This is a genomic window from Bradyrhizobium sp. 170, assembly GCF_023101085.1.
Lineage (GTDB): Bacteria > Pseudomonadota > Alphaproteobacteria > Rhizobiales > Xanthobacteraceae > Bradyrhizobium.
This window is the reverse complement of the sequence record NZ_CP064703.1, coordinates 2,982,443-3,007,684: the sequence shown is the minus strand read 5'-3', so window position 1 is coordinate 3,007,684 and position 25,242 is coordinate 2,982,443. Positions and strand designations below refer to the sequence as shown.

General features: G+C 61.5%; 20 protein-coding genes. 7 read left to right on the top strand and 13 right to left on the bottom strand.

Translation table 11 applies throughout. From position 1 onward, the window contains the following. Nucleotides 1-16 precede the first annotated feature (16 nt). Nucleotides 17-943, bottom strand: coding sequence for an urea ABC transporter permease subunit UrtB (gene urtB, locus IVB05_RS14055; protein ID WP_247784946.1), 927 nt, complete (start codon nucleotides 941-943; stop codon nucleotides 17-19). Between the two features lie 133 nt (nucleotides 944-1,076). Further along, on the bottom strand, nucleotides 1,077-2,336 hold the full coding sequence (gene urtA / locus IVB05_RS14050) for an urea ABC transporter substrate-binding protein (RefSeq protein ID WP_247784945.1): 1,260 nt from the start codon (nucleotides 2,334-2,336) through the stop codon (nucleotides 1,077-1,079). 173 nt (nucleotides 2,337-2,509) lie between these two features. On the opposite strand from urtA, the gene IVB05_RS14045 reads away from it, so the two are divergent. Then, entirely contained in the window at nucleotides 2,510-5,881 is a 3,372-nt protein-coding gene (locus tag IVB05_RS14045; protein WP_247784944.1) for an ATP-binding protein, read from the top strand. Next, a complete protein-coding gene (locus IVB05_RS14040) occupies nucleotides 5,871-6,800 on the top strand; it encodes a response regulator transcription factor (RefSeq protein WP_247784943.1) in 930 nt (309 codons plus the stop codon). The genes IVB05_RS14045 and IVB05_RS14040 overlap by 11 nt, the downstream gene beginning before the upstream one ends. A 66-nt stretch (nucleotides 6,801-6,866) precedes the next feature. Here IVB05_RS14040 and IVB05_RS14035 read toward each other — a convergent pair whose 3' ends face one another. The 3 genes from IVB05_RS14035 to dctA form a co-directional block, all read right to left on the bottom strand. After that, nucleotides 6,867-7,727: a bifunctional allantoicase/(S)-ureidoglycine aminohydrolase gene (locus IVB05_RS14035; protein WP_247784942.1), complete on the bottom strand. Its 861-nt coding sequence runs from the start codon at nucleotides 7,725-7,727 to the stop codon at nucleotides 6,867-6,869. 47 nt (nucleotides 7,728-7,774) lie between these two features. Continuing rightward, complete coding sequence (locus IVB05_RS14030) at nucleotides 7,775-8,311, bottom strand: ureidoglycolate lyase (RefSeq protein WP_247784941.1); 537 nt, start codon at nucleotides 8,309-8,311, stop codon at nucleotides 7,775-7,777. A gap of 91 nt (nucleotides 8,312-8,402) precedes the next feature. Then, nucleotides 8,403-9,737 (bottom strand): C4-dicarboxylate transporter DctA, encoded by a 1,335-nt coding sequence (gene dctA / locus IVB05_RS14025; protein WP_247784940.1) that lies wholly within the window; start codon nucleotides 9,735-9,737, stop codon nucleotides 8,403-8,405. Between the two features lie 279 nt (nucleotides 9,738-10,016). Between dctA and IVB05_RS14020 the strand changes: the two genes are divergently transcribed. Continuing rightward, nucleotides 10,017-10,931: a LysR substrate-binding domain-containing protein gene (locus tag IVB05_RS14020; protein ID WP_247784939.1), complete on the top strand. Its 915-nt coding sequence runs from the start codon at nucleotides 10,017-10,019 to the stop codon at nucleotides 10,929-10,931. A 73-nt stretch (nucleotides 10,932-11,004) separates the two neighbouring features. Here the strand turns inward: IVB05_RS14020 and IVB05_RS14015 are convergent, their stop codons facing one another. Together IVB05_RS14015 and IVB05_RS14010 are read right to left on the bottom strand one after the other, a co-directional pair. Further along, on the bottom strand, nucleotides 11,005-12,036 hold the full coding sequence (locus IVB05_RS14015; RefSeq protein ID WP_247784938.1) for an L-idonate 5-dehydrogenase: 1,032 nt from the start codon (nucleotides 12,034-12,036) through the stop codon (nucleotides 11,005-11,007). Between the two features lie 23 nt (nucleotides 12,037-12,059). Further along, entirely contained in the window at nucleotides 12,060-12,827 is a 768-nt protein-coding gene (locus IVB05_RS14010) for an SDR family oxidoreductase (RefSeq protein ID WP_247784937.1), read from the bottom strand. Between the two features lie 206 nt (nucleotides 12,828-13,033). Between IVB05_RS14010 and IVB05_RS14005 the strand changes: the two genes are divergently transcribed. Both IVB05_RS14005 and greA read left to right on the top strand, forming a co-directional pair. After that, nucleotides 13,034-14,515: an ATP-binding protein gene (locus tag IVB05_RS14005; protein WP_247784936.1), complete on the top strand. Its 1,482-nt coding sequence runs from the start codon at nucleotides 13,034-13,036 to the stop codon at nucleotides 14,513-14,515. Between the two features lie 269 nt (nucleotides 14,516-14,784). Then, nucleotides 14,785-15,267, top strand: coding sequence for a transcription elongation factor GreA (gene greA / locus IVB05_RS14000; RefSeq protein ID WP_247784935.1), 483 nt, complete (start codon nucleotides 14,785-14,787; stop codon nucleotides 15,265-15,267). A gap of 266 nt (nucleotides 15,268-15,533) precedes the next feature. On the opposite strand, the gene IVB05_RS13995 is transcribed toward greA, so the two are convergent. Continuing rightward, nucleotides 15,534-16,586: a cyclase family protein gene (locus tag IVB05_RS13995; protein WP_247784934.1), complete on the bottom strand. Its 1,053-nt coding sequence runs from the start codon at nucleotides 16,584-16,586 to the stop codon at nucleotides 15,534-15,536. Between the two features lie 261 nt (nucleotides 16,587-16,847). Continuing rightward, nucleotides 16,848-18,356, bottom strand: a complete 1,509-nt coding sequence (locus IVB05_RS13990; RefSeq protein WP_247784933.1) for an amidohydrolase family protein — start codon at nucleotides 18,354-18,356, stop codon at nucleotides 16,848-16,850. A 551-nt stretch (nucleotides 18,357-18,907) separates the two neighbouring features. On the opposite strand from IVB05_RS13990, the gene IVB05_RS13985 reads away from it, so the two are divergent. Continuing rightward, nucleotides 18,908-19,177, top strand: a complete 270-nt coding sequence (locus tag IVB05_RS13985; RefSeq protein ID WP_247784932.1) for a hypothetical protein — start codon at nucleotides 18,908-18,910, stop codon at nucleotides 19,175-19,177. Nucleotides 19,178-19,319: 142 nt separating this feature from the next. On the opposite strand, the gene IVB05_RS13980 is transcribed toward IVB05_RS13985, so the two are convergent. The 4 genes from IVB05_RS13980 to IVB05_RS13965 form a co-directional block, all read right to left on the bottom strand. Beyond that, complete coding sequence (locus IVB05_RS13980) at nucleotides 19,320-20,111, bottom strand: crotonase/enoyl-CoA hydratase family protein (protein ID WP_247784931.1); 792 nt, start codon at nucleotides 20,109-20,111, stop codon at nucleotides 19,320-19,322. Nucleotides 20,112-20,293: 182 nt separating this feature from the next. After that, complete coding sequence (locus tag IVB05_RS13975; RefSeq protein WP_247784930.1) at nucleotides 20,294-21,394, bottom strand: NADH:flavin oxidoreductase; 1,101 nt, start codon at nucleotides 21,392-21,394, stop codon at nucleotides 20,294-20,296. 71 nt (nucleotides 21,395-21,465) lie between these two features. Further along, a complete protein-coding gene (locus IVB05_RS13970; protein ID WP_247784929.1) occupies nucleotides 21,466-22,665 on the bottom strand; it encodes an ABC transporter substrate-binding protein in 1,200 nt (399 codons plus the stop codon). Between the two features lie 125 nt (nucleotides 22,666-22,790). Beyond that, nucleotides 22,791-24,464, bottom strand: a complete 1,674-nt coding sequence (locus IVB05_RS13965) for an AMP-binding protein (protein WP_346771856.1) — start codon at nucleotides 24,462-24,464, stop codon at nucleotides 22,791-22,793. 136 nt (nucleotides 24,465-24,600) lie between these two features. Here IVB05_RS13965 and IVB05_RS13960 point away from each other — a divergent pair, with 136 nt between their 5' ends. Then, nucleotides 24,601-25,059 (top strand): DUF2147 domain-containing protein, encoded by a 459-nt coding sequence (locus IVB05_RS13960; RefSeq protein ID WP_247784928.1) that lies wholly within the window; start codon nucleotides 24,601-24,603, stop codon nucleotides 25,057-25,059. Nucleotides 25,060-25,242 lie beyond the last annotated feature (183 nt).

Below are 25,242 nucleotides of genomic sequence, written 5' to 3'. Positions count from 1 at the left end.
GACTTGCCTGCTTTTCTTATTTGCGGACTTTGAGGGCGAACAAGCCTTGCGGCCGCAGCATCAGGATTCCGACCACAGCGAGCAGCGTGAGCACCTTGGCCATCGAGCCCGACGTGAAGAATTCCAGCGTCGATTGGGTCTGCGAGATCGAGAAGGCGGAAGCGATGGTGCCGAGCAGGCTGGCAGCGCCGCCGAACACCACCACCAGGAAGGTATCGACGATGTAGAGCTGGCCTGAAGTGGGCCCGGTCGATCCGATCATGGTGAAGGCGCTTCCGGCGACGCCGGCGATGCCGCAGCCCAAGCCGAAGGTGTAGCGGTCGACCTTCTCGGTGTTGATGCCGACGGCGCCGGCCATGATGCGGTTCTGCACCACGGCGCGGACCTGGCGGCCCCAGCGGGATTTATACAGGACGTAAGCGACCACGATGGTGATCAGCACGGTCAGGCCCATCACAAAGACGCCGTTGATCGGAACCTCGATGCTGTCGGTAACCTTGAGCGACCCCAGCATCCATTGCGGCAGTTCAACGCCGACCTCGCGCGGGCCGAACACCGAACGATAGGTCTGCTGCAGGATCAGGCTCAGCCCCCAGGTGGCGAGCAGCGTATCGAGCGGACGTTTGTAGAGATGACGGATCAGCGCCCACTCGACCAGCATCCCCAGCGCGCCCGACGCCAGAAACGCCAGCAGCATCGCGAGGAAGAAGTATCCGGAGAACAGCGAAGGCAAATAGTGCTGGAACGTGTTCGACGTCATCCAGGTGACGTAGGCGCCGAGGATCATGAACTCGCCGTGCGCCATGTTGATGACGCCCATCTGGCCGAAGATGATCGCAAGACCGAGCGCCATCAGAACGTAGACGGAAAACAGGATCAGGCCTGCAAAACCCTGCATGACGAAGATGGAGCCCAGATCGCCAATCGAATATTCGCCGAACATCGATGTTTCTCCGCCTGAGGAAAGGTGCCCGCGTCGCGAGAGAATTCGCGACGCGGGGTCGTCAAGCGCGGATTGACGGTCCACGCCAGGGAGCTGGTTGCTCGGGAGAAGCTTGCGGAGAGTTCCGCTGCGCCTACTGGTAGCCCTTCGGGAACGGATCGGGCTCGACCAGATCGGCGGTCTCGAAGATCAGCTCGAACTGGCCATCGAGCTTGGCCTTGCCGACCCGGGTCTTCGACCAGAGGTGATGGTTTTCATGGATGCGCACGTAACCTTCGGGCGCCTCCTTGAATTCGATGCCTGGCGAAGCGGCTGCGATCTTGTCGACGTCGAAGCTGCCGGCCTTCTCGCAGGTCAGCTTCCACAGCCACGGGCCGAGATAGCCGGCCTGCGTCACGTCGCCGATCACCGTCTTCTCGCCCCACAGCTTCTTGAAGGCGGGAACGAACGCCTTGTTGTTGGCATTGTCGAGCGACTGGAAGTACTTCATGCAGGCATAAGCGCCCGCGATGTTTTCGCCGCCGATGCCGTCGATTTCGTCTTCGGTCACTGAGATCGTCAGCAGCGCCTGTTTCGACAGATCGACGCCGGCCGCCTTGAGCTGCTTGTAGAAGGCGACGTTCGAACCGCCGACCACGTCGGTGAAGATGACGTCGGGCTTGGTCAGCTTGATCTTGTTAATGACCGAATTGAACTGGGTGCTGCCGAGCGCGTAATATTCCTCGCCGACGACCTTGCCCTTCAGCACGTTCTCGACGTGCTTGCGTGCGATCTTGTTCGAGGTGCGCGGCCAGATGTAGTCCGAACCGATGAAGAAGAACGATTTGGCGCCCTTCTCCTTGGCGATCCAGTTCAGGCCTGCGAGAATCTGCTGGGTTGCCTCCTGGCCGGTGTAGATGACGTTCTTGGACTGCTCGAGACCTTCATAGAAGGTCGGATAATAGAGCATGCCGTTGTACTGCTCGACGACCGGCAGCACCGCCTTGCGCGACGCCGAGGTCCAGCAGCCCATGATCGCCGCGACCTTGTCGTTGACGAGAAGCTTCTTGGCCTTCTCCGCAAACGTCGGCCAGTCGCTGGCGCCGTCTTCCTGGATAAACTTGATCTTGCGCCCGAGCACGCCGCCGGCGGCGTTGATCTGTTCGATCGCGAGCTTTTCGGCCTGGATCGAGCCGGTCTCCGAGATCGCCATCGTTCCGGTGGCGGAGTGCAGGATACCGACGGTAACCTCCGTGTCGGTGACCGCGAGGCCCGTAGTGTTGACCACGGAGGTTGCGGGACCGGCTCCGAATGACGGCCGGGGAAGCATCGAAATGAACGGCAATGCCGCCGCGCCCATCAGCAGTTTGCGGCGTAGCGGCGACTGCAGGCCCTTGTTTGGTTTGTCTGACATGAGCACCCCATTTTTGTTCGAGAACGCTTATTGGTCAGGCGAGGATTGCCTAGATTTGTGCACTGCACAGATACGTAAGATCGCGTATATTGCACCGCAAAATAGCGACGTAGGTTTTGGTACGAAGTTTGCTGGCTACGTGGGAGGTCAGTTGAACTGGCAGGAGCATCACAGTGGCAGGGCGGCAGCGGATTGACCGCGTCAGGCGCCAATACAATCAATGGGTTGCGAACCAGACCCTGGAAGATTACGCGCTGCGCTTCACCGCCAAGAGCGCCCGGCGATGGTCGGCCGCCCGCGTCGCCAATACGGCCCTTGGCGCGATCTCCTTTCTGGCGCTGGAGGCGATCGGCGGCACGATTACGCTGAATTACGGCGCAGCCAACGCCACCGCCGCCATCCTGGTCGTCAGCGTCATCATCTTCTTTTGCGGCCTGCCGATTGCCTACCATGCCGCAAAATGCGGCATCGATATCGACCTGCTGACCCGCGGCGCCGGCTTCGGCTATATCGGCTCGACCATCACCTCGCTGATCTACGCCTCCTTCACCTTCATCTTCTTCGCACTCGAAGCGGTCATCATGGCCGCCGCGCTGGAGATGTGCTTCGGCATCCCGCGCCCGATCGGCTATCTCATCAGCGCCGTCGTCATCATTCCCCTGGTGACCTACGGCATCACCTTGATCAGCCGCTTCCAGCTGTGGACGCAGCCGCTCTGGGTCGTTCTCCACATTCTTCCCTTCGTGGCGATCGCCTGGGCCAACCCGCATTCGTTCACGGAATGGCGCAAATTCGCCGGCGAACATGGCGACCCAAGCGGCCATCTCGATCTGCTGCTGTTCGGCACCGCCGCCTCGGTGGTGTTTTCGCTGGTGGCGCAGATCGGCGAGCAGGTCGACTTCCTGCGGTTTCTGCCGCGCGACCGAAAGACCTCCCGCACCTCATGGTGGATCGCGCTGCTCAGCGCCGGCCCCGGCTGGATCGTCTTTGGCGCACTCAAATTATTGTTGGGCTCGTTCCTCGCCTACTTCGCGCTCAGCCACGGCGTCTCCAGCGAGCACGCCGCCGAGCCCGCGCATATGTATCTCGAAGCGTTTCGTTACGTGCTGTCGCAGCCCGATCTGGTGCTGGCGCTGACCGGCACCTTCGTCATTCTCTCGCAGATCAAGATCAACGTCACCAACGCCTATGCCGGCTCGATCGCCTGGTCGAACTTCTTCTCGCGGCTGACCCACAGCCATCCCGGCCGCGTGGTCTGGCTGGTGTTCAACGTTATGGTGGCGCTGCTCTTGATGGAAATCGGCGTCTACAAGGCGCTGGAGCAGACGCTGGCGCTCTATTCCAACGTCGCAATCGCCTGGGTCGGCGCGCTGGTCGCCGATCTCGTCATCAACAAGCCGCTTAGGCTTCGTCCGCAGCACATCGAGTTCAAGCGCGCGCATCTCTACGACATCAACCCGGTCGGCGTCGGCGCCATGACGATCGCGACCATCGTCTCGATCAGCGCGTTCTACGGCCTGTTCGGACCGACGGCGAAGGCGCTCTCGGCTTTCGTGGCGCTCGCGGTCGCCTTCGTCACCGCGCCGCTGATCGCATGGGCGACCGACGGAAAATATTACATCGCGCGCAAGCCCAAGCGGAGCTGGCAGAATCTCGAAGCGATCCAGTGCTGTATCTGCGAGCATTCATTCGAACCGGAGGACATGGCCTCCTGCCCGGCCTATGCCGGGCCGATCTGTTCGCTGTGCTGTTCGCTCGACGCCCGCTGCCACGATCTCTGCAAGCCGCATGCGCGCGCCGGCGCACAGGTGTCGGAGGCGCTCGGCAAGCTGTTGCCGGAGCCGATCTATGCCCGGATCAACTCGCAGTTCGGGCATTATCTCGGCGTGTTCGCGGTGTCCGCAGGCCTCGTTGGCCTGACGCTCGGGCTGATCTATCTGCAGACATCCGCGGCGATTCCGGTCGACGGTTTTGCGCTATCCGACGTGCTCTGGAAGGTGTTCTTCGCGCTCACCATCATCATCGGCGTGGTGGCATGGCTGTTCGTGCTGGCGCAGCAGAGCCGCCGTGCGGCGGAGGCGGAAACGCGGCGCCAGACCACGCTCTTGATTCAGGAAATCGACGCGCACAAGCGCACCGATGCCGAGCTGCAGCGCGCCAAGGAAGTGGCTGAATCCGCCAACCTCGCCAAGAGCCGGTATGTGGTGGGGCTGAGCCATGAACTGCGATCGCCGCTGAACGCTATCTCTGGCTATGCGCAATTGCTCGAACAGGATTCCAGCCTCGCCACCAAGCCGCGCGATCAGGTGCGCGTGGTCCGCCGCAGCGCCGACCATCTGTCGGGGCTGATCGACGGCATTTTGGACATTTCCAAGATCGAGGCCGGCCGGCTCTATTTATCGCGCGACGAGGTGCGCCTGAGCGAATTCCTCGACCAACTCGTCGGCATGTTTCGCGTGCAGGCCGCCGCCAAGGGCATCGACTTCGTTTTCAAGCGGCCATCGGTGCTGCCCGTCGTGGTCTATGCCGATGAAAAGCGCCTGCGCCAGGTTCTGATCAACCTGCTGTCGAATGCGCTAAAATTCACGCAAACCGGCAGCGTGCAATTCGTCGTGCATTACCGCAGCCCGGTCGCGGAGTTCGAGGTGATCGATACCGGCCCCGGCATCCAGGCAAGCGATCTCGAACGCATCTTCGCGCCGTTCGAGCGCGGCGCGCTCGGCGTCTCGCAGCCGCAGACCGGCACGGGTCTCGGGCTGACCATCAGCCGGCTGCTCGCCGGCGTGATGGGCGGCGATATCAGGGTGACGAGCGAGGTCGGCACCGGCAGCATTTTCCGCGTCAAGATCCTGCTGTCGGAAGTCACCAATCCGACGCGGATTGCGCCGGTCGAGGCGCCGATCTTCGGCTATCACGGCCCGCGCAAGACGATCCTGATTACCGACGACGATCCGACCCATCGCGACCTCCTGCGCGAGGTGCTGGCGCCGCTCGGCTTCATTCTCCTGAGCGCGCCCGACGGACCCGGCTGCCTCGCGCTGGCGCAGCACTGCCGGCCTGATTTGTTTCTGCTGGATATCTCGATGGCGGGCATGGACGGCTGGACGGTGGCGGAAACGTTGCGCGTGAGCGGCCATCACCAGGCCCGCATCCTGATGGTGTCGGCGAGCGCGCTGGAGGCCCATGGCGCGCCGCTGGCGCAGCCGTTTCATGACGGCTATCTGATGAAGCCGATAGATATCCCCAAGCTGGTGGAGACGATCCGGCAATTGCTCAAGATCGAATGGCAGTACGAGGCCGAGCCAATACTCCAGCCGCGCTGGAAACCGGAGACCGGCTCGCGGCCGCCGGTCAAGCATGTCGAGGAACTGATCGGGCTCGGGCAACTCGGCTACATCCGCGCGATCCAGGTCAAGCTGGACGAGATCGGCAACGACTATCCCCAGCATGCCGATTTCGTTTCGCAAATGCGCTCGCTGGTCGACCGCTTCGATCTCGATCAGTACATGGCGACCCTGAAAACACTGCACAGCTATGATCACTGAATCAAAAAAGCGCGACGTCGCCCTCGTCGTCGATGATTCGCCGGAGACCCTGCGGCTGCTCACCGACGCGCTCGACGGCGCCGGCATGACGGTCATGGTCGCGCTCGACGGCGCGGCCGCGATGCGGATCGTCGACCAGATCACGCCTGACATCGTACTGCTCGACGCGGTCATGCCCGGATTGGACGGTTTTGAAACCTGCAAGCGGCTGAAGCGCGACGCCGGCCTCGACCACGTTCCTATCATCTTCATGACGGGACTGGCCGAAACCGAGCATATCGTGCGCGGCCTGGAGGCCGGCGGCGTCGACTACGTCACCAAGCCGATTGCGGTCGAGGAGATGCTGGCGCGCATCCGCGTCCACCTCGCCAATGCGCGGCTGACCCAGAGCGCCCGCGCAGCCCTCGATGTTTCCGGCCGCTATCTGCTGGCCGTCAACAGCGCGGGCAAGATCATGTGGGCGACGCCGCAGGCGCAGAAATTGCTGTCGGATACGCTTAGCCCCGATCGCGACGACGATGTCGTGTTGCCGGAGCCGATCCCGCAATGGCTCGATCAGGCCCGCAAAGGCAAGGCCGGATCGAAGGCCGCCATCATGGCCGCGCTTCCCGGCAACGAGCAGCTTCGGCTGCAGTACATGGGCAGACTGGGCGCGAACGAATTCCTGCTGCGGCTTGCCAAGGATTCAGGTGCCGACACACCAGCGGAATTTTCGAGCGAACTTGGCCTTACGGCCCGCGAGGGCGAGGTGCTGTCGTGGCTGTCCAAGGGCAAGACCAACCGCGACATCGCGCAGATTCTGGGCCTGAGCCCGCGCACCGTCGACAAGCATCTCGAGCAGATCTATTCGAAACTCGGCGTCGAGAACCGCACCGCGGCGGCTGCGATCGCGGTGAACGCAAAGCATCGAAAATCCTGATGCGACATTCTTCCTCGCCCCGCGGCAGGCAAGCCAAGTCAGCTTGGCGAGGCGTCAGGCATTGCATCAGACCAGCCTGGCTTCAGAGCCCGCCGGCGATCTCAGGGCGCGCAGATCCATGTGCCGGTTCACGTCTTTATACAGCAGGTAGCGGAAGCGTTCCGGGCCGCCGGCGTAGCAGGCCTGAGGGCAAAAGGCGCGGAGCCACATATAATCTCCGGCTTCGACCTCAACCCAATCCTGGTTGAGCCGGTAGACGGCCTTGCCTTCCAGAACATAGAGGCCGTGTTCCATCACATGGGTCTCTGCGAACGGGATCGACGCACCAGGTTCGAAAGTCACGATCGTAATGTGCATGTCATGTCTGATATCGGATGGATCGACGAAACGCGTCGTTGCCCACCTGCCGTCCGTGTGAGGCATCGGCGTCGGCGCAATGGCGTTTTCGTTGGTGACAAAGGCATCGGGCACCGCGATATCAGGCACACGCTGATACAGCTTCCGGATCCAATGAAAATGCACTGAACCGGAGCCGCGGTTCTGCACGCTCCAGGAACTCCCGGGAGGCAGGTAGGCAAAGCCGCCGGGCCGCAGCAAATGTTCGGTTCCGGCAAGCCTCAGGGACAGCTCTCCCCCGACGACGAACAGCGCACCCTCCGCTCCCGCATCGGGTTCCGGCGATTCACTTCCTCCGCCCGGCGCCACGTCGATGAGGTAGTGCGAGAATGTTTCGGCAAAGCCGGACAGCGGTCGAGCCAGCACCCAAACGCGCGTCTTGTCCCAGTGCGGAAGATAACTGGTCACGATGTCGCGGATCACGCCCTTTGGTATCACCGCATACGCATCCGTGAAGACCGCCCGGCCGGTCAGGAGCTCGGTCTGGGCCGGATGCCCTCCCGGCGGCACGTGATAGGTTCGAGATGACATTCCTTATGACCTCTTGGAGATGATTGTTGCTGGTGATCGCCGGGCCGCTAACCCTGCTTCGCCGTGATGTCCGGGTTCGCTTCTGCCGCACCATATGACGCGACATGCAGCCAATTTGCCGCTTCAAGCCACCTTTCCTCGAGGTTGCCGCCCGTGCCCTTTCGGTCGATCACAAGGAACGGACTGGCGTCCCCGACAACGAGCAGCGGATGGTGCCAGCAGTTTCTCGCGTAGTTCACGCCCTGTCGTCCCGACGCGGCAAATGCCCGGTAGCTTGAAGGGATGTCCGGATCGGTGCACACGACCACCAGCCATCGCGCTCCGCTCAACGGCATGAACAATTGGCTGCCCAGCGGGTGGCGCTCCATGAGCTTGATGACGAGCGGAGCTGGCCTTGCCGAGCCCATGAACAGACTGACGTTGACCTCTCCACCTTCCGTGGCGACGTCAATGCCGGCCAGGTCGTCAAAACGCTCCGCAAAGCCTTCATTGATCAACTTCGGCTTCACGTCTGCGGTCTCGACCACCTCGCCGAATGGCGCAAACCCCGCCTTCGTCAAAGGCGAAATCGAAAGCGCTAACATCGCTCAACTCCCATCCGTCGCAAATCCGAGAACGGGATCATCGACGATTTGGTCCGACACTGACCGGTGCCGGACCCACTGATGCATGGTCTCAGGACGTCTGAAGCTGCGCGCCGGATACATCGATACCGACGGGATCGACCGATATGTCGATATCGATGGCAGCGGCCTCGCCGTTCAGGACACGATGCGCTTTTTCCCGATCGATGTCGCCTTCCCATGAGGCAACGGCAACCGTGGCAACGCAGTTTCCGACATAGTTGCCCAGCGCGCGCGCGATACCGATGAACCAGTCCACCGACAACAGCAGCACCAACCCGATGGCGGGAATGGCCGGAATCGCCGCGAGTGTCGCCGCAAGGACAACGATGGCCGAGCCCGGGACTCCGTGAGCACCTTTCGAGGTCAGGAGCGCAATGCCGAGAATGGCCAGAAGATCGCCCGTCGCCAGCGGCGTGTTGGTGGCCTGGGCAATGAATACCGCGGCCAGCGTCAGATAGATCGAGAACGCATCGAGATTGAACGAGTATCCGGTCGGAATGACCAGCCCAACGGTCGACGGCTTGATGCCGAGCAGCTCGAGCTTCCGCATGGTCTGTGGCAGCACGCTGTCTCCGGCAGCCGTGCCAAGAACAATCGTCAGCTCCTCGCGGAAGTAGCGCAGCAGCTTGAACAGGCTGAAGCCGGAAAAACGCATGACCGCGCCCAGCACCACGACGACAAAGACGGCCACGGCCAGATAGAACAGTGCGACGAGACCGCCGAGTTGCTTGAGCGAGCCGATGCCGTATTTGCCGACGGTAAATGCAATCGCCCCAAAGACGCCGAGCGGCGCCAGCCTGACGACGAAATTCATCATCTTGAAGACGATGTCGCTCACGCGTCCGATGAAATCCGCCACCGGCCTGGCCCGCTCGCCGCACAGGGAGACGGCGCAGCCAAACATGATCGAGACGATCAATACCTGCAGGATGTCACCGGTCGTGAACGCTCCGACCACGGTCGAAGGAATGAGCTTCATGAGGAATTCCGAGACGCCGCCGCCGGCAACCTGGGCTGCCGTCTGACTGAAGCCGCTCAGCGCCTTTGCATCCAGCGTCTTCGGATCGATGTTCATTCCAACGCCGGGCTCGAAGCAATAGGCGAGCGCAATGCCGAGCACCAAGGCAATCGTCGTTATGACCTCGAAGTATATGAGCGCGCGCACCCCGACCCGTCCAACCTTCGACAGATCCCCCGCAGCGGCGATCCCGTGCACGACGACACAGAACACGATCACCGGAACAAGCATCTTGATGAGCTTGATGAAGCCGTCGCCCAGCGGTTTCATCTGAAGGGCGACATCCGGGTAGGCCATGCCGAGTGCAATACCCAGTCCGAGCGCAATGGCGACCTGGAAGAAGAGTGACTTGAGTATGTTTGGCACGGCTTTCCCCGCTTGGTTGGCGTTTCCATTCAATGCGGCTTGGTCAGCTCACGGCCGATGCCGCTATTGTTTTTGACGGCGACGTCGACGTCGCTTCGAAACCGGTTGCTCGCGCCACCGGGCTGTTGCCCGGCCGCGCTGACCCGCCTGCTCGCCCCGATTCGCGACACGGCACTTCGCCTCCCGACCCGGCGACCGAAGCAGCACTTCCCATCATTCGTTGACCATGCCGGACCAAGTGTCCAATATATAGAACGAAACGATCAATAGGATATCGCTATGGATCTCCGGCAGATCAGATATTTCATCGCCGTGGCCGAGGAGTGCAGCTTCACTGTCGCGGCGCGGCGGCTGAATCTTTCCCAACCCCCACTGAGCCAGCAGATCCAGGCACTCGAAGCTGCGCTAGGGACGCAGCTTCTCTATAGAACCAGTCGCAGGGTCGAGTTGACGCAGGCCGGCGAAGCGCTGCTCGCGCGCGCCCGCGCCATTCAGCAGCAGATCAAACTGGCGGAAGACGAGGTGCGCTCGATTGGCGCCGGCCTGGTCGGCACTCTCGATATCGGAGCGACAGGCTCCATCCTGCGTGGGCGCCTGGCCGATTTGCTGGCTGCATACCGGAAGGATGCGCCTGCGGTGAAAATGACGGTGCATGAACAGGCACCGGCCTTGCAGATCGCAGCCCTTCTCAACCGAACGACAAACATCAGCCTGAATCGAAGCATTCCCACCGAGGACGCTTTGAGCAGCGAACTCGCGTGGCCGGAAGAGGTCGTGGTGGCCATGCCAAAAGCCCATCCGCTTGCCCGGCGTAAGCGCATCGCCCTCGGCGACCTTGCGTCGGAGGACCACATCGTCCTGCAGCCGGAGAGCTCCCAGTTTGCGCGCTACATACAGAAATGCTGCATCGACGCCGGCTTCCTGCCGCGGGTCTCCCAGCAGGTCGTCGATGCGCAGTCGGTGCCCAGTCTGATCGCAGCGGGTTTCGGAGTGGCACTGGTTCCGCAATCAATAGCCCGCTTCACGACCGACGAGATCGTGTTCAGACCCATCAGGCCCTCGCCACCATCCGCCGACGTGTTTCTCGTCTTCAGAAAAGACGAGACGTCGATGGTGGTGCAGAATTTCATCAAGCTGGCGCGTCGTTTCCTCAGGCAGAAACGGAATTCGGGCCACTTGGTCGCCGGCAGATGATTCGGCGGACGGTAACGCGTCGGATACGCGATAACGTTGCCGCCTTTCAAGGCATGTAGAATTACATGCAACTTCAGAAACTGAGCTGAACCTTCATGGATCGGCTGCGATCTCCCGCGATCTCGAAGGCGTGGATCGCCTCCTCCAGTCCAAAGACGCCGGTCAGCAGCGGGCTCAGATCCACTCTCCTCTGGTTGATGAGGTCGACCGCCAGGCCGAACTCCTCGTGGAAGCGGAAGGTCCCGCGCATTTCGATCTCCTTGGCCACCACCATATTCTGCGGGATCGAAACATCGCCGCCGAGGCCGAGCTGAATCAGAATGCCGCGCGGCTTCAGCACTTCGAGCCCCGAGCGAACGGCCCGTTCGTTTCCGGACGCTTCGAACTGGACATCGAAATAGCCCTTGTTGGCCGAATAGGCGCCGAGCTGATCGGGATCGCTGGCGACATTGATGGTTCGATCGGCGCCGAGCTGCAGCGCCTTCTCCAGAACCGCAGCCACGACGTCGGTCGCGACGATTTCCCGAGCACCGTGGAGCCGCGCCGCCATGATCGCCAACGCGCCGATCGGACCGCACCCCGTCACGAGAACCCGTTTGCCGAGCAACGATCCGGCACGGTTGACGGCATGCAGGACGACCGCGAATGGTTCGGCAAAGGCCGCCTCGTTGATCGAGACACCGTCGGCGACCTTGTGGCATTGCCAGGCTTCGGCAACGAGACGCTGACGAAATGCGCCCTGAATGTGCGGCATCGGCATCGCGCTGCCATAGAAGCGCATGTTAAGGCACTGGTTCTGCTGGCCCTTCAAGCAATAGTCGCAAGCGTTGCAGGGGCGGCTGGGGGACACCGCGACGCGGTCGCCGATCGCGAGCCCCAATACCGACGTACCCAGCGCCTTGATGGTGCCGGCGACCTCGTGACCGAGGATCATCGGCTCGCGCACCCGCACCGTGCCGAAACCGCCATGGTTGAAATAATGCAGATCCGATCCGCAGATGCCGCCGGCCTCGACGGCGATCTCGACCTGTCCGCTACCGGCTGCTTCGGGCTCTCGTTCCTCGACCCGCAGATCGCGGGCCGCATGAATGACGACGGCTTTCATTGTTGCACTCCAGCGGCACAAACCTAGAGACTGGTGGTAATCCCGCCATCGACATAGAGCGTATGTCCGTTGACGAAGGACGAAGCCTTGCCGGACAGGAACACGGCAGCTCCGACCAGTTCTTCGACGTTACCCCAGCGAGCCGCCGGTGTCCGCTTTTCGAGCCAGCTCGAAAATTCCGGATTGTCGACCAGCGCCTGGTTAAGCGGGGTCTTGAAGTAACCCGGCGCGATTGCATTGATCTGGAGGCCATACTTCGCCCAATCGGTGCACATGCCGCGGGTCAGGTTCTTGATGGCCCCCTTGGTGGCCGTGTAGGGGGCGATGCCGGGACGCGCGAGTTCGCTCTGCACGGATGCGATGTTGATGATCTTGCCTTGGCCGCGCCGGATCATGTGACGCGCGACGGCCTGGCCGACATAGAACGCGCTCGAAATATTGGTGGCGAGCAATTGCTCCCACTTCTCGACGGGAAAGTCCTCGAGCGGCGAGCGAAACTGCATGCCGGCGTTGTTGATCAGGATATCGATCGCGCCGGAGTTCTTCTCGATCGCCTCGACACCGTCCCTGGCGGCTTGCGCCTGCGTGACGTCGAAGCCGGCCACCGACACCTTGTGCCCGGCGGCCGCCAGTCTCGCCGCGGCCGCATCAAGCTTGCCGGCGTCGCGGCCGTTGAGGACAACTTCGGCGCCATGTTCGGCAAGGCCTTGCGCGAGCGCGAAGCCAATGCCCTGCGAAGAGCCGGTGATGAGCGCCCTCTTGCCCGTGAGTGCGAAAAGTTCAAATGCCATGTGACGATCCCGTGCTGGCTTCGAGCGCGAAAACTCACCGCCCGAGCGACTTCTTGATACCGTTCAATCCGAGGCGCAGGAAGGGGTCGGAACGGACGTAAAAGAATTGCAGCCGTGGAGAACACGAAGTGGCCGGCCATGGGCGCTCGACGGGCCGCGACCAGGTTGTTAAGCCCGCCTCCGCTGAGGGGACTTTGAGTCGAGACATGACCGTTGCGATCGAGATGGGACACACGACGGCAGGCGCCCCGGCGACTTTGGACCTTGAGGAACTGCTGGCTACCCGCCTGCTGGTGCAGGGCAATTCGGGCTCCGGCAAATCCCATCTGTTGCGCCGGCTGCTGGAACAGAGTGCCCCTTGGGTACAGCAGACCATCATCGACCCCGAAGGCGACTTTGTGGCGCTTGCCGACCGTTTCGGCCACCTCCTGATCGATGCCGAGGACCATACCGAGCGGGGCCTGCAGGTCGCCGGCGAGCGAGCGCGCATCCATCGCGTCTCCACAGTGCTCAATCTCGAGGGGCTCGACGCCGAGAACCAGATGCGGCGCGCCGCCGCCTTCCTCGGCGGGCTTTTCGACGTCGCCCGCGACCACTGGTACCCGATGCTGGTGGTGGTGGACGAGGCGCAGCTCTTCGCGCCGGCCGTCGCCGGCGAGGTTACGGACGAGGCGCGCAAACTCTCGCTCGGCGCCATGACGAACCTGATGTGCCGTGGCCGCAAACGCGGACTTGCGGGGATCATCGCCACCCAGCGACTGGCGAAGCTTGCCAAGAACGTCGCGGCCGAGGCGTCCAATTTCCTCATGGGCCGAACCTTCCTGGACATCGACATGGCGCGCGCCGCCGACCTTCTGGGCATGGAGCGGCGACAGGCAGAGGCCTTCCGGGATCTGGAACGCGGGCAATTCATGGCGCTGGGACCGGCCCTCTCCCGCCGTCCGCTGGGGCTGCGCATCGGTCCGACGGAGACCACGCCGCGCAACGCGACCCCGCGCCTGATGCCTCTGCCGGAAGCGACACCGGACGCACGCGCCATCATCCTGGCAGCGCCGCCGCCCGAGAATAACCGGCCCCAGCGCCGGTCGCCGCCAGACCTCCTCGGCCAGCTCATGGCGGCGAAGTCAGCGGCGCTGGAAATCCGTCCCGAAGCGGTGGAGCAGCCACTCAGCGCCGAGGAACTGGCGGAGCGGCGTGAGCGCGTGGACCGTATTCTGCGCGCCGTCATGGCGGAACCCGATTCGGGATTCCGTGCCATCGGCGTCCTCTATCAGGAGTTCGTGGTCCGCTGCCGAATAGAGGGTCTCGGTTCGGACGTGCCGGACCTGGGTGACTTCCGTCGCATGCTCACGCGCGCCCGCGCCGGACTCGGCTCCGACATGGCGGAGGATGACGCCTGGCAGGATGTCTCGGTCCGCGCCTCACTTCTGCCGGAGGATATGCAGGGCGTCTTCATGATGATCGCCCGCGCCGCGAAGGAGGGCTGGCCCTGCCCGGGCGATGCGGCGATTGCCCGCGCCTATGGCTCACATTCGTTGCGCCGGGCACGGCGTCTGCTGACCTACATCGAGGAGCAGGGCCTCATCGTTTGCCAGCTTGACGGCGCCGGTCGGCGAATCGTGACGCTCGTCGAACTCGCCTGGGCGACGGCACCGGGCGACCCCAATGCCGAGGAACTGCCGGCGTAGCAAGGCTGCAGCAGCTCGGCTCCATGATGCGACGGTCGAGCGCCCCCTCGGAGAATACCACGCATCAAGCCGTAGGGCTGTCTGCAACAGAGGACTGCCACCGGGCTTCTGTCGAGTAAGGCACAAAACGAGGTATAATGGTGCCCGTCTCGCTCCGCGGCATAAGATTCGCAGAAGTCGCTGAGCGTTGCGCTGCAGTTCCTTTTGACGATTCCGCGCTCTTGTCGCCGATCGCTTTTTGCATATCTCGCTTAAAAGGAGTGCTGAGCTTGAGCGTTGCCTTCACCAAGGAAGACAGTGCCGAAACTGCGTCGGAGACTTTGCTTCCCGACCGCCCGGTTTCACCTCATCCGAACCTCGTTACGGAAGCGGGATTAAAGGCTCTGGAATTTCAGCTCCAACAGGCCCGCGAGACATATGAGACGGCGCAGAAGATCGAAGACGTGAATGAACGGCGTCGGCAAGCCGCAACCCCGTTGCGCGATGCGCGCTACTTTGCGGCGAGAGTTCGGACAGCTCAGGTCATCCCCAATCCGACGTCAACTGACACTGTCGCCTTTGGGAGCACGGTGACCTTCAGGCGCGACGATGGGCGCGTGCAGAAATATCATATCGTGGGAGAGGACGAAGCGGACCCCAAGGCCGGTTCCATTTCCTTCGTGTCCCCGGTGGCAAGGTCTCTGATGGGCAAAGCTGTCGGGGATGTCGCCGGTACATCCGGTCAAGAGCTTGAGATCATCGCGATCTCGTAGCACGCCCGCACAGGACGCAGCCGATGTTTGGAATGTCCGCTTTGCACGGCAGCCAACAGTGGTCATTCCTGGCTGGTCTGCCCTTGACCCCAAAGCGGTCATGCAGCGAACTACCTCACGTTCGACAACGCAGGACGTGCAGCAAAATCCACGTCAGAACTTGGCCCGCTTTAGTCCCTGCACAAATTGCGACGTAAAGCTTCGTTGCTAAACCATTGCTGGCATCCCGGTCATCAGCGCGTATCGTCTTTGTACGCTACGTTCGATTAACGGAGGGCGAGCGGCCGCAGCGCCGTGCCGGCCACGGTACCGCGGATGGCGTTTGTGGTCAGGATATAGGCGAACTCGTAGACGCGATCGGCGGCGAGCCGCTCGAGGTTATTGAACTCCAGGATGTGGACGCCCTGCTGGACGATCAGATAGACGTGGACCGGGATGAAGCTGCCGCCAACGGCCTGAGAGTCGGCCGGCTTCGGCGGCGCATATTCGAGCCCGGACGTATCGGAACCGAGCATAAGCGCGCCCTTCTCCTCGACGAGCCACTTCGCGGCTGTCAGGCCGATGCCCGCCGAGTCGTGCTGGCCGATCTTGGCGTGGTCGCGGCCGTTCTCACCCCAGTAGCGGGCGGTTCCCGTGCGCAGCAGAACGACCGTGCCCGGGGTGACGTCGATGTTCTGCGCCCTCAACGCGCCCTCGATGTCCGCGACAGTGATCTCATAGGAAGACGGAAGGGCCTCCACGTTCTTGAATCCCGCAACGTCGACCAAGACGCCCCGCGCGACGATCGGCGGGATCGTCGTCACGTCGGCCTTGCGAACGCCGAAGTCGCCGCCCCACTCGTCGGACGTGAAACCGTTGTAAAACTCGTTCTTCGGTCCATGTGTGATGTGGCCGAGCCCATCAATCTGGGTCGCCACGTTGTCGTTCATGAAGATCGCGTTGCTATGCCAGGCGGTGAGGCCCGTATTGCCGCCCTCCGGCGTGGTGAACGACAGATCCTTCTGGCTCCTCACGCCCGCCGGCGATCGGAAGCTCATGATTTCTCCCGGGCTGTGGCCGGGCCATTTGTATGAATAGCGGTCGTACGGAAGGCCGAGATCGTAGGCTCTACCCTGTGTCACGAGCTTCAAGGCGGCCAAACGTGATGCATCGGTCATCTCGTTGAGGTTTCCGACCTCGTCCTGAGGCCCCCAGACCCAGCCCCACCCTTTTCCCTTTGACCACTTCTTCATGCCACCGTCCTGCGCATAGCCGTCGCCGGCTGCGAGCGCGAGTGCGAGAACGGTCACGGCGAGCAGGAATCGCGAAACTACCTTCATGGAATCCTCCTGGAACGACATGGATAGCTCAGCTTGGCCAGTCTAGGCCTGAGCTGACCGTGGGATCAACGAGATTGTCGGTCGGGGCCGCCACCCCACGCGGGACACGAACGTCAGCTCCTGCGTCAAAAGCGGATATCGCACGAAGTGTTTGGCTCCGAAGCCGAAAATGAATTTGTCGATCGACATCCTTGTCACTGCAGCCGCGCGCCAACTGCGCCCGCGAAGCTTGCTCACTCCGCCGGCGCGGCCGTTGGACATTTACGCGGCGCGAACGTAGCCGTAGCGCAGGTTCGAGGGCTCCTTGGCCGCCAGCGTATACTCGTTCTTGAGCGAAGCGAGACGGTCCGCGGAAAAGACCGGCATCCTGGTGTTGTCAGCCGCTTTCAGCCTGATCTTGTAGAACTTGGTGGCGTTGCCGCCGAAGATCAGCTGCTTGGTGACGCTATTGGCGTCGCCGAGCGGCGCAAACCCGTATTTCTTCTGCATGTCCTCCGGAATTTCGAGGCGGCGCAGCGCTTCGATCTGCCACTGCGGCGAGCCGTACCAGACCGAGTCAGTACCCCACATCACGTGATCAACCCCCATGCCCTTGATCAGCGTGCCGACCAGCGCGGCGCAGAACTTCGGATGCGCCACGGCCGAGTTGGCAAAGGAGGTGCCGATCTCGGCATAGACATTGGTGACGCCGAACTTCTGCGGGATTTCCGCGAGATCCGTGGCCCACTGGATGCGGCCGGTCTGCTCGAACTCTGCCCAGGCCTTGTCCGGCAGCTCGAGGAACGCCCGCAGCGCCGAGTGATAGATCACGAAGTTCATCTGCGGCCAGTCCTTTGCCGCCTTTCCGATGTCCCACGCGGTCGCGTATTCCCACACGCCGGCGAACGATTTCTCGTAATCGGGCGGCAGCAGCCCTTTGTGGATGCACAGGGTGTTGATGCCGGCCTTCACCGCTTTTTCGTAGAACGGATACATCACCTGCTCGTCGTCGAGCCGCCATGGGAACTTGGAGGGCGCCAGCGGATCGCCGATCGTGTAGGACTTCCAGGAGTCCGGCTTGTAGACCTCGATTGCCTTGTCGACCTCCTCCATCCAGCCGGGCTGCTTTGGGGTGATGACGCTGTGCGCCAGCAGACGGCGCGAGCCGGCGAAGTCGTTGATGAGCTCGCGCGCCTTGACGATCTGCTCGTTGGACAGAAGCCACCAGCTCGGATCGTCGAACGGCGCGCCGCTCAAGAGCGCCATGTTGGTGTCGCTGTCGTAGTAGATCTCTTTCACATAGTTCTGGAACTTGTAGCGGGCGAGCGAGGAGACGCCCTCCTCCTTCATCTTCGGGTTCCAGTGCTGGCTCGCAAAGTCCGCGAGACCCAAGAGCTCCTTGTGATCGAAGTCGTCGCGCACGAAATGGGTCTGGACGTCGAAGATGAACTGGCCGGCGAGGCCTTGCGCGCGCGCCAGCATCAGCTCGGGCTCGCGGGCCTCTGCAGGCGCGACCTGGAAAACATTGCCGTAGATGTCGTTCATTGCTAGGAATGCCGCCGCCATGCCGCAGCTCGTGTGCAGGAACTGCCTGCGGCTCAAGCCGAGGTGCTTGCCGTTCTGGTCGGCGAGCTCGTTGATCCGCGCCTCGACCTTCTTCTGCGTGGCGCTCTGCGGGGGCGGGAGATACTCGCCGTTGGAAACAATTTGAGTGGGGATCGGCGTTGCCGCGGATGCCGCCTCGGCACCCGCAACGAGGCGCTGCTCTCGTTCACTAAGCCAAGTGCTCATCGTTCTCCTCCTTGTTGATGATCGAAGCGCGTGCTGGGTCGTTGCCCGCATGGAGGCTGCGTGCGTCTGGCTGCTTCAGGACGGTTACCAGGCCGGCTCGCCACACCGTGCCGCCTCGCTCAAAGATTGCATCGCAGCCGCGCATGACGCGGCGAATTCAACGCTCAAATTTCCATGACCGCAAGCGGAGTAATCCGGCAGCCGCACTGTCCCAAATTCATTTCGCTTCTGATCGTTTTTAGAATTCGAGAACGGACGCTTTTTCTAGCTGCGTGTAGTACTTCTGTGGCCCTGGCTGCCTTCGTGTGCCGACCAAGGTGCGCCTTGCGCCAGGATCGGTCCTTCGCCAAGCGACGGACTGACTCCATTTGAAAGGGTGCCTGTCAGCCAAACCCATTTGGGATTTCACCATCCTCGTTCAGATACGATTGGATGAACGCATCGTAGGCGGCGCCGCCAGGTATCAGTTCGCATCGGCGTCCCTTCCAGAAGGGTACAGGTTGCTGCAAACTGCATATCTAGCCTGCGATTCGTAGATGTCTTGAGGACCCATGAACGAGACTTTGATATCGGCCTGCACGATGTTTCTTATTCCAGCAACGCTTTTGTTTGGCGCTTTAGGTGTCGCGAACTCGTCCTTTCTCAAGGTGCTGGTCTGCTTGCTTGGCATAGCCACGACAGGAATATGGCTTTACCGGATATGGTGGTGGACAAACCTGTCTCTGATTGACCGCAGAACGGCGCTTGGTCTCGCGGGCATGTTTGCGTGCGCGTGGCTCGTGACATTCCTGGTGCAGTTGAAGAATGTGTTCTCGCGCTGACTGACTCCGTTTCGTGGAGCATCGGCTGACAGCACCTTAGCTCACGATGTCGCCGGCGAGGATGGTGTAACCGCCTCCGGCCTCAACATCCGTTGTCGCGCATCGGTCCAAGCCTCCGCGTGACCGTCACGCGGGGATGGTTCTATTTGCCGCGAAACACGGCCGAGCGACGTTCAACGAAAGACTGGATGCCTTCCTTCATGTCCTCGCTGCTGAAAACGCGATCCTTGATCTCCGGGATGTAATCAATCGCCGCTTTCTCGCCCGCCTCGATATATTTCAATGCGGCTTCCTTGGTCACCTGAATGCCGATCGGCGCGTTCCTGGCGATCAGTTGTGCGATTTCCATCGCGCGACCTGTCTGCTGGCCGGGAGCGACGACCTCCTGAACAAATCCGATCTTGTAAGCCCGCGCTGCATTGAACTCGTCGCACAAGAACAGGTGATACATCGCATCTCCCCATCCGGCACGCGTCAGATACCTGAAGTGGGCGCCACCAAGGGGCGCGATTCCACGTTTGGATTCCATCTGGCAGAACCGGGCGTCGTCGGCCGCCACGACAATGTCGCCAGCCAGCATCATTTCGATGCCGATCGTGAAACAGATCCCCTGCACTGCCGTCACAATCGGTTTGCGGCACCGGCTTTTCAGCGCGAAGGCATCGATGTTGCCGGACTTGATCTCGGTATTCGCGGCCTTTGGTCCAAAGAATTTCGGCATATCAAGTCCGGCGGTGAAATCCGGGCCGTCGGCACAGAGCACCCCGACCCAGTAATCGTCCGTTCGGTCGAGAAGCGTCATCGCATCGGACATCTGGGCCATCATCTGCGGACTGAACGAGTTCTTCTTCGCCACGTTGTCGATGATGATCTTGAAGACATGCCCGTGCACCTCGGTGCGGATCTGGCCGACTTGGGCTTTCGTCTCGCTCATTTTCTGGTCTCCGAATTGCTTCCAGGCGACTGCGCGACGACACGGAGGCTCACTCCGTCGACCGGCGTGCAGCCGATTACTCCTTGCCGGCCAGCCTGGAACGGTCGCCGAAACACAGGCTACAAGACATCTGGATAGCCCTTGTTCAGCGGCGATGTTCCCTGCTCCGACACTTTCATCTCTCAGCTCAGCGCCGCGAACGCGGCCCGTTCGAAAGCCATCAGTTCTTCCGTCCGGCCGTCACGTACCTTCAGCAGCCACTGCGGATCCTGGAGCAGCGCCCGGCCCACCGCGACAAGGTCGAACTCCTCGCGGTCGAGGCGGCGGATCAACTCGTCGAGGGACGCCGGACGGGAGCTCTCTCCGCCGTATGCGGCGATGAATTCACCGGTCAGACCGACCGACCCGACCGAAATCGTCGGCACTCCCGTCACCTTCTTCGCCCATCCGGCGAAATTCAGATCCGAGCCATCGAACTCCGGCTCCCAGAAGCGCCGTTGCGAGCAATGCAGGACGTCGACTCCCGCGTCGACCAGAGGTTTGAGCCAGGCTTCCAATGCGCGAGGCGTATCGGCCAGCTTCACTTCATAGTCCTGCTGCTTCCATTGGCTGATCCGGAGCAATATCGGAAAATCCGCTCCGACCGACTTGCGCACTGCGTGGACGATATCAGCGGCAAACCGGGCCCGGCCGGGCAGGTCCTTGCCTCCATAGCTATCCTCGCGGCGATTGGTGCCCTCCCAGAAGAACTGATCGATCAGATAGCCGTGCGCGCCATGCAATTCGACGGCATCGAATCCCAGGCGCTTCGCCGCAAGCGCCGCATCGGCGAAAGCGCGAATGGCGTCGGCGATGTCCGCTTCGCTCATCGGCTCGCCGAACTTCTTCTCCGGTCGCGACAGACCGGACGGACTGTCGTAGGCACCGGGAGGAGACCAATTCTGGGCGCGCGTTCGAACCGCTCCGACATGCCATAGCTGCGGCGCCATCAGGCCACCCGCGGCGTGCACCTCGTCAACCACACGCCCCCACCCCGCCAGCTCCTTCTCGCCATGAAAGCGGGGAACATTCGGATCGTTCAGGGATGCCGGACGATCCACGCCCGTCCCCTCCGATATGATGAACCCGACCGCGCCTTCGGCACGGCGGCGGTAGTACCGCGCGACGTCTTCGGTCGGAATTCCGCCCGGAGAGAATGAGCGCGTCATCGGCGCCATCACCACCCGGTTCGGCAAGTTCAGCCCTTTCAGCTTGAAAGGCCGGAAAAGTGCGTTGCTGGACATTTATGCTCCCTGATTCAGTTAGTGGCGTTGCGGGCTCAGATCACCCGCATTGCACGTTCAGAAAGCACACTTCACTTTCCATCGGCGCTGAGTACGTTACCGAATTGCTCCCACGTCGTACCGTTCCAGCGCTGCAGCTGCAACTGCGTGTACGCCATACTGTTTTCCGGGCCTGTGTTGATCGTAACACCCGGTATGAGAGTGGGCAGCGACAGCCCGCGTATGCTCCGCGATTGCTTGACGATGTTCTCGCGCGAGAGATCGTCACCGCACTGCTTGAGCACCTGCTCCAGGATCTGTCCCTGCTGCGTACCAAACAGATAGTTGGCATCGCCGATGTCGGCGCCCGGCAGGTATTTCGCGAAATGGTCACGGTACCATTTGATGCCGGGGTCGTCGGCCCACTTCTTGTCGTTCGGATCCTTGGTAATCGTTGCTGCGACGATGCCCATAGCCTTTTCCGGTCCCGCGGGAACGATGGTTGAAGAGACCGAGCTCGAAACGAAATTGATCAGGAACAGAGGCTTCCAACCAACTTCATCGGCCTTCTTGATAGCCTGAGCCGCGAACTTCGGCGTGCCGGCGACCAGGAACGCCTCTGCGCCGGACGATTTCAACTTCACCACGTGAGAGTCAATCGTCGGCTCGGTGACTTCATACGAGGACGCTACAACTTTCTTGTCGAAGTCGTCTTTCAGGTAGCCTTTGAATGCATTGACGAAGTCCTTACCCAAATCGTCGTTCTGATACAGGATCGCAATCTTTGCGTCCGGCCGGGCCTGAGTGATGTATTTCGCGTAGATCCGCCCTTCCGTGTCATAGCTGGGCAACCCCGTGGTGGTCATCGGAAATTCAGAGAAGTTCGTGAACTTGGTGACGCCGCTTACCACAAACAGATGCGGCACTTTCTTCGCGTTGACGTACTTGATGGTGGCGCCGATGCCGGGAGTACCGAGCGGGCCGAACAGGAAGGCCACTTCATCGCTTTCGACAAGTTTCCTGGTCTGCTCCACCGTCTTGGGCGGACTGTACGCATCGTCGTAGGTGATGAGGTTTATCTTGCGGCCGTTGATGCCGCCCCGATCGTTGATCGAATTGATGTAGGCGATCAGACCCTTTCCGGTATTGCTGAGCGGTGATGCGGGACCGCTAAACGGGAACGTCGCCCCCACCTTTACTTCGGCGCTCGCGACGCCGGGCGTTTCCGCACCGGCAGGCGCGCCGACGATCGTTGCGCCGATCGCGGCTGCTAGCATGGACTTCCTGAACATCGACTTCTCCCTTGTGCGGCGACGGGTTGCGTCGCTCACTATTCGTTCAACTTCCCAGCGATCTCGACGGTCCGATACTTTCTGCACCGAGCGCGAGTTCGTTCCATTCCCGTCATGCCCATGTGTCAGCCCGCGACTGCCGCATCGGATGTCTTCCCCGCCGCACGTTCGATCGCCATCTCCCGCAGCTTGTGCTTGAGTATTTTGCCAGTGGAGGCCGAGGGCAGCGCGTCGAGCACGATCAATTCAGTTGGACGCTTGTATGAAGTGAGTTGTTGGGCCGCGTACGACTTCAGGTCTTCAGCACTGACGCTGGCGCCGGGGAGAAGCTGCACGAACGCGACGACCTCTTCATTGCCATCGACCGTTCGTCCGACCACGGCCGATTGCACCACCTGATCGTGCGCATTCAGCACCGCCTCCACCTCGGCGGGGTACACGTTGAAGCCGGAGCGGATGATCAGCTCTTTCGTGCGGCCAGCGATGTAGAGATGTCCCTCGCCGTTCACCCGGGCGAGATCCCCTGTGTTGAACCATCCATGGTCATCGATCGCCGCCGCCGTCAGGTCGGGAGCGCGATAGTAGCCGAGCATCACGTTGGGGCCTCGGACGTGCAGTTCGCCCACTTCACCGGTCGCAACGTTCTTGCCTTGCCTGTCCACGATCCGGTGCTCGATACCGGGAAGAAAGGGGCCGACCGACTCGTCTGAGACAGGATGTTCTGAACGGACACCCGACAGGCCCGGCGAGCATTCGGTTATGCCGTAATTGTTCAACAGCGGGATTCCGAATTCGTCCTCGATCCGCTTCTTGAGATCGAGGTCGAGCGGAGCGCCGGCGACGCATATGATCCGCAGCTTGCCCCGTTCGAGCCGTTCGATGCCCTTGACGGCCTTGTGTTCGAGCAGACGCTGATATGTGGCGGGCACACCGAACAGGCTCGTAATCCCCTCCTCGGCTATGGCATGGGCCAGCGCAGCGGGATCGGCCTTGGCCACAACATACAATGTGCCGCCGTGCATCAGCGTGGCGATCAGCAGGATCGAGTACCCGACGATGTGGGACATCGGCAGCACGCCGTAGATGCGGTCGGCCGGACCGCTTTGGCGAAGGATTCCCGAAGTCTTTGCGGTAAAGAGGAGGTTGCGGTGGCTCAGCATGACTCCCTTCGGTGCACCGGTCGTGCCCGAGGTGTACAAAAGGCCCGCGACCTGGCGGGCGCCATCCTTCTCGACCGGCTCCGCTTGCGCATCCGCATTGAGAGGACCAATACCGATTCCACCGAACGGTCCCACAGCGTCTATTGTAGCTTCGACGCGGCTGGCGTGATCGGCGGCTTCCTTCGAAAGCGCCGCGTTGAACAGCACGCGTCTGGCGCCGCTGTGCGTCCCGATCAGGTCGATCTCCCTGGCCGAGAGGCGGGGATTAACCGCAATGCCCCATGCATCGAGCTTGCTCGCCGCGAAGAGCATCGCCCCCAGAGCCACGCTGTTCTCGCTCGCAATCATCACGCGATCGCCGGGCCTGATTCCGAGATCGGCGAGATCCTTCGTCACGGCGTCGACAGCTTCCGAGAACTGCCGGTAGCTCCATGAACGCCCCCCTTCCACGAACGCCGGATGATCCGGGATGTCGCGCACGAACGGCGCGTAGACCTCGTGTACCCTGGACGGCAGACCGTCCAGCAATTCGGCCGCAGTGATATCGTCCACGCTCCTCATGCCACCCTCCTCGCGCCTTGTTTTCGGGAGCGCTGCGCGGCCCCCTTCAAACCGGCAGGTCCGCCCCTTCACTTCCATTGGCCGGTCAAGTAAATAGTTCTAAAATAGAACTGTCAAGGCGGATGGTTATCCATCGAACTAGAAAAAAGGATATTTCTGCCACCATATTTAATTCCTATTTGGAATTGACTCACCCACCTTGGAGACCATCGGAATGCGTATTTTGAAACAATCAGGCGTTCTCGCGCTCACCTTGGCTGCTGCACTCATGTCCTCCGGGGCCTGGGCGGATAATGCCTCTCCTGTCGGCTTGTGGAGAAATGTCGATGACGCCAGCGGCAAGCCGAGAGCGCTTATCCGCATCACGGAGTCGAATGGCACCCTGCAGGGCAAGATTGAAAAGGTATTCCGCGCCCCGTCCGAGGACCGGAATCCGAAATGTGAAAAATGCGAAGGCGCGCTCAAGGATGTGCCGGTACTCGGCTTGGTAATCCTGAGTGGCCTGAAGAAGGACGGTGCCGAATATACCGCCGGCAGAATCCTCGATCCGGACAATGGCAAGGTCTACAGCAGCAAAATCCAGCTGACCGACGGCGGCAAGAAACTCAACGTGCGCGGCTACATTGGCGTGTCAATGCTGGGTCGTTCGCAGATTTGGGAACGCCAGGAATGAAAAGCCAAGCTCGGCAGGGAAGCTACTCGATGCGGAGAATATCCACTAGCGCCGTGCCAGACGATAAGCATCGTGGATCGATGTCACCGCGCGAGCGCAGTCCTGTGCTGTTATCGGCGGCGACTTGCCGACATGCAGCCTCTCAAGACACTCAGTCAATACTCAACCAACGTAACCTCTTTG

Coding starts and splice junctions, on each gene's coding strand:
- IVB05_RS13975 (WP_247784930.1), bottom strand. CDS start 21,394: ATGTCCAGCAACGCACTTTTCCGGCCTTTCAAGCTGAAAGGGCTGAAC.
- IVB05_RS13980 (WP_247784931.1), bottom strand. CDS start 20,111: ATGAGCGAGACGAAAGCCCAAGTCGGCCAGATCCGCACCGAGGTGCAC.
- IVB05_RS14015 (WP_247784938.1), bottom strand. CDS start 12,036: ATGAAAGCCGTCGTCATTCATGCGGCCCGCGATCTGCGGGTCGAGGAA.
- urtA (WP_247784945.1), bottom strand. CDS start 2,336: ATGTCAGACAAACCAAACAAGGGCCTGCAGTCGCCGCTACGCCGCAAA.
- IVB05_RS14010 (WP_247784937.1), bottom strand. CDS start 12,827: ATGGCATTTGAACTTTTCGCACTCACGGGCAAGAGGGCGCTCATCACC.
- IVB05_RS13970 (WP_247784929.1), bottom strand. CDS start 22,665: ATGTTCAGGAAGTCCATGCTAGCAGCCGCGATCGGCGCAACGATCGTC.
- urtB (WP_247784946.1), bottom strand. CDS start 943: ATGTTCGGCGAATATTCGATTGGCGATCTGGGCTCCATCTTCGTCATG.
- IVB05_RS14030 (WP_247784941.1), bottom strand. CDS start 8,311: ATGTTAGCGCTTTCGATTTCGCCTTTGACGAAGGCGGGGTTTGCGCCA.
- IVB05_RS14040 (WP_247784943.1), top strand. CDS start 5,871: ATGATCACTGAATCAAAAAAGCGCGACGTCGCCCTCGTCGTCGATGAT.
- IVB05_RS13990 (WP_247784933.1), bottom strand. CDS start 18,356: ATGAGCACTTGGCTTAGTGAACGAGAGCAGCGCCTCGTTGCGGGTGCC.
- IVB05_RS13960 (WP_247784928.1), top strand. CDS start 24,601: ATGCGTATTTTGAAACAATCAGGCGTTCTCGCGCTCACCTTGGCTGCT.
- IVB05_RS14020 (WP_247784939.1), top strand. CDS start 10,017: ATGGATCTCCGGCAGATCAGATATTTCATCGCCGTGGCCGAGGAGTGC.
- IVB05_RS14035 (WP_247784942.1), bottom strand. CDS start 7,727: ATGTCATCTCGAACCTATCACGTGCCGCCGGGAGGGCATCCGGCCCAG.
- IVB05_RS14005 (WP_247784936.1), top strand. CDS start 13,034: ATGACCGTTGCGATCGAGATGGGACACACGACGGCAGGCGCCCCGGCG.
- IVB05_RS13985 (WP_247784932.1), top strand. CDS start 18,908: ATGAACGAGACTTTGATATCGGCCTGCACGATGTTTCTTATTCCAGCA.
- IVB05_RS13995 (WP_247784934.1), bottom strand. CDS start 16,586: ATGAAGGTAGTTTCGCGATTCCTGCTCGCCGTGACCGTTCTCGCACTC.
- IVB05_RS13965 (WP_346771856.1), bottom strand. CDS start 24,464: ATGGAAGTGAAGGGGCGGACCTGCCGGTTTGAAGGGGGCCGCGCAGCG.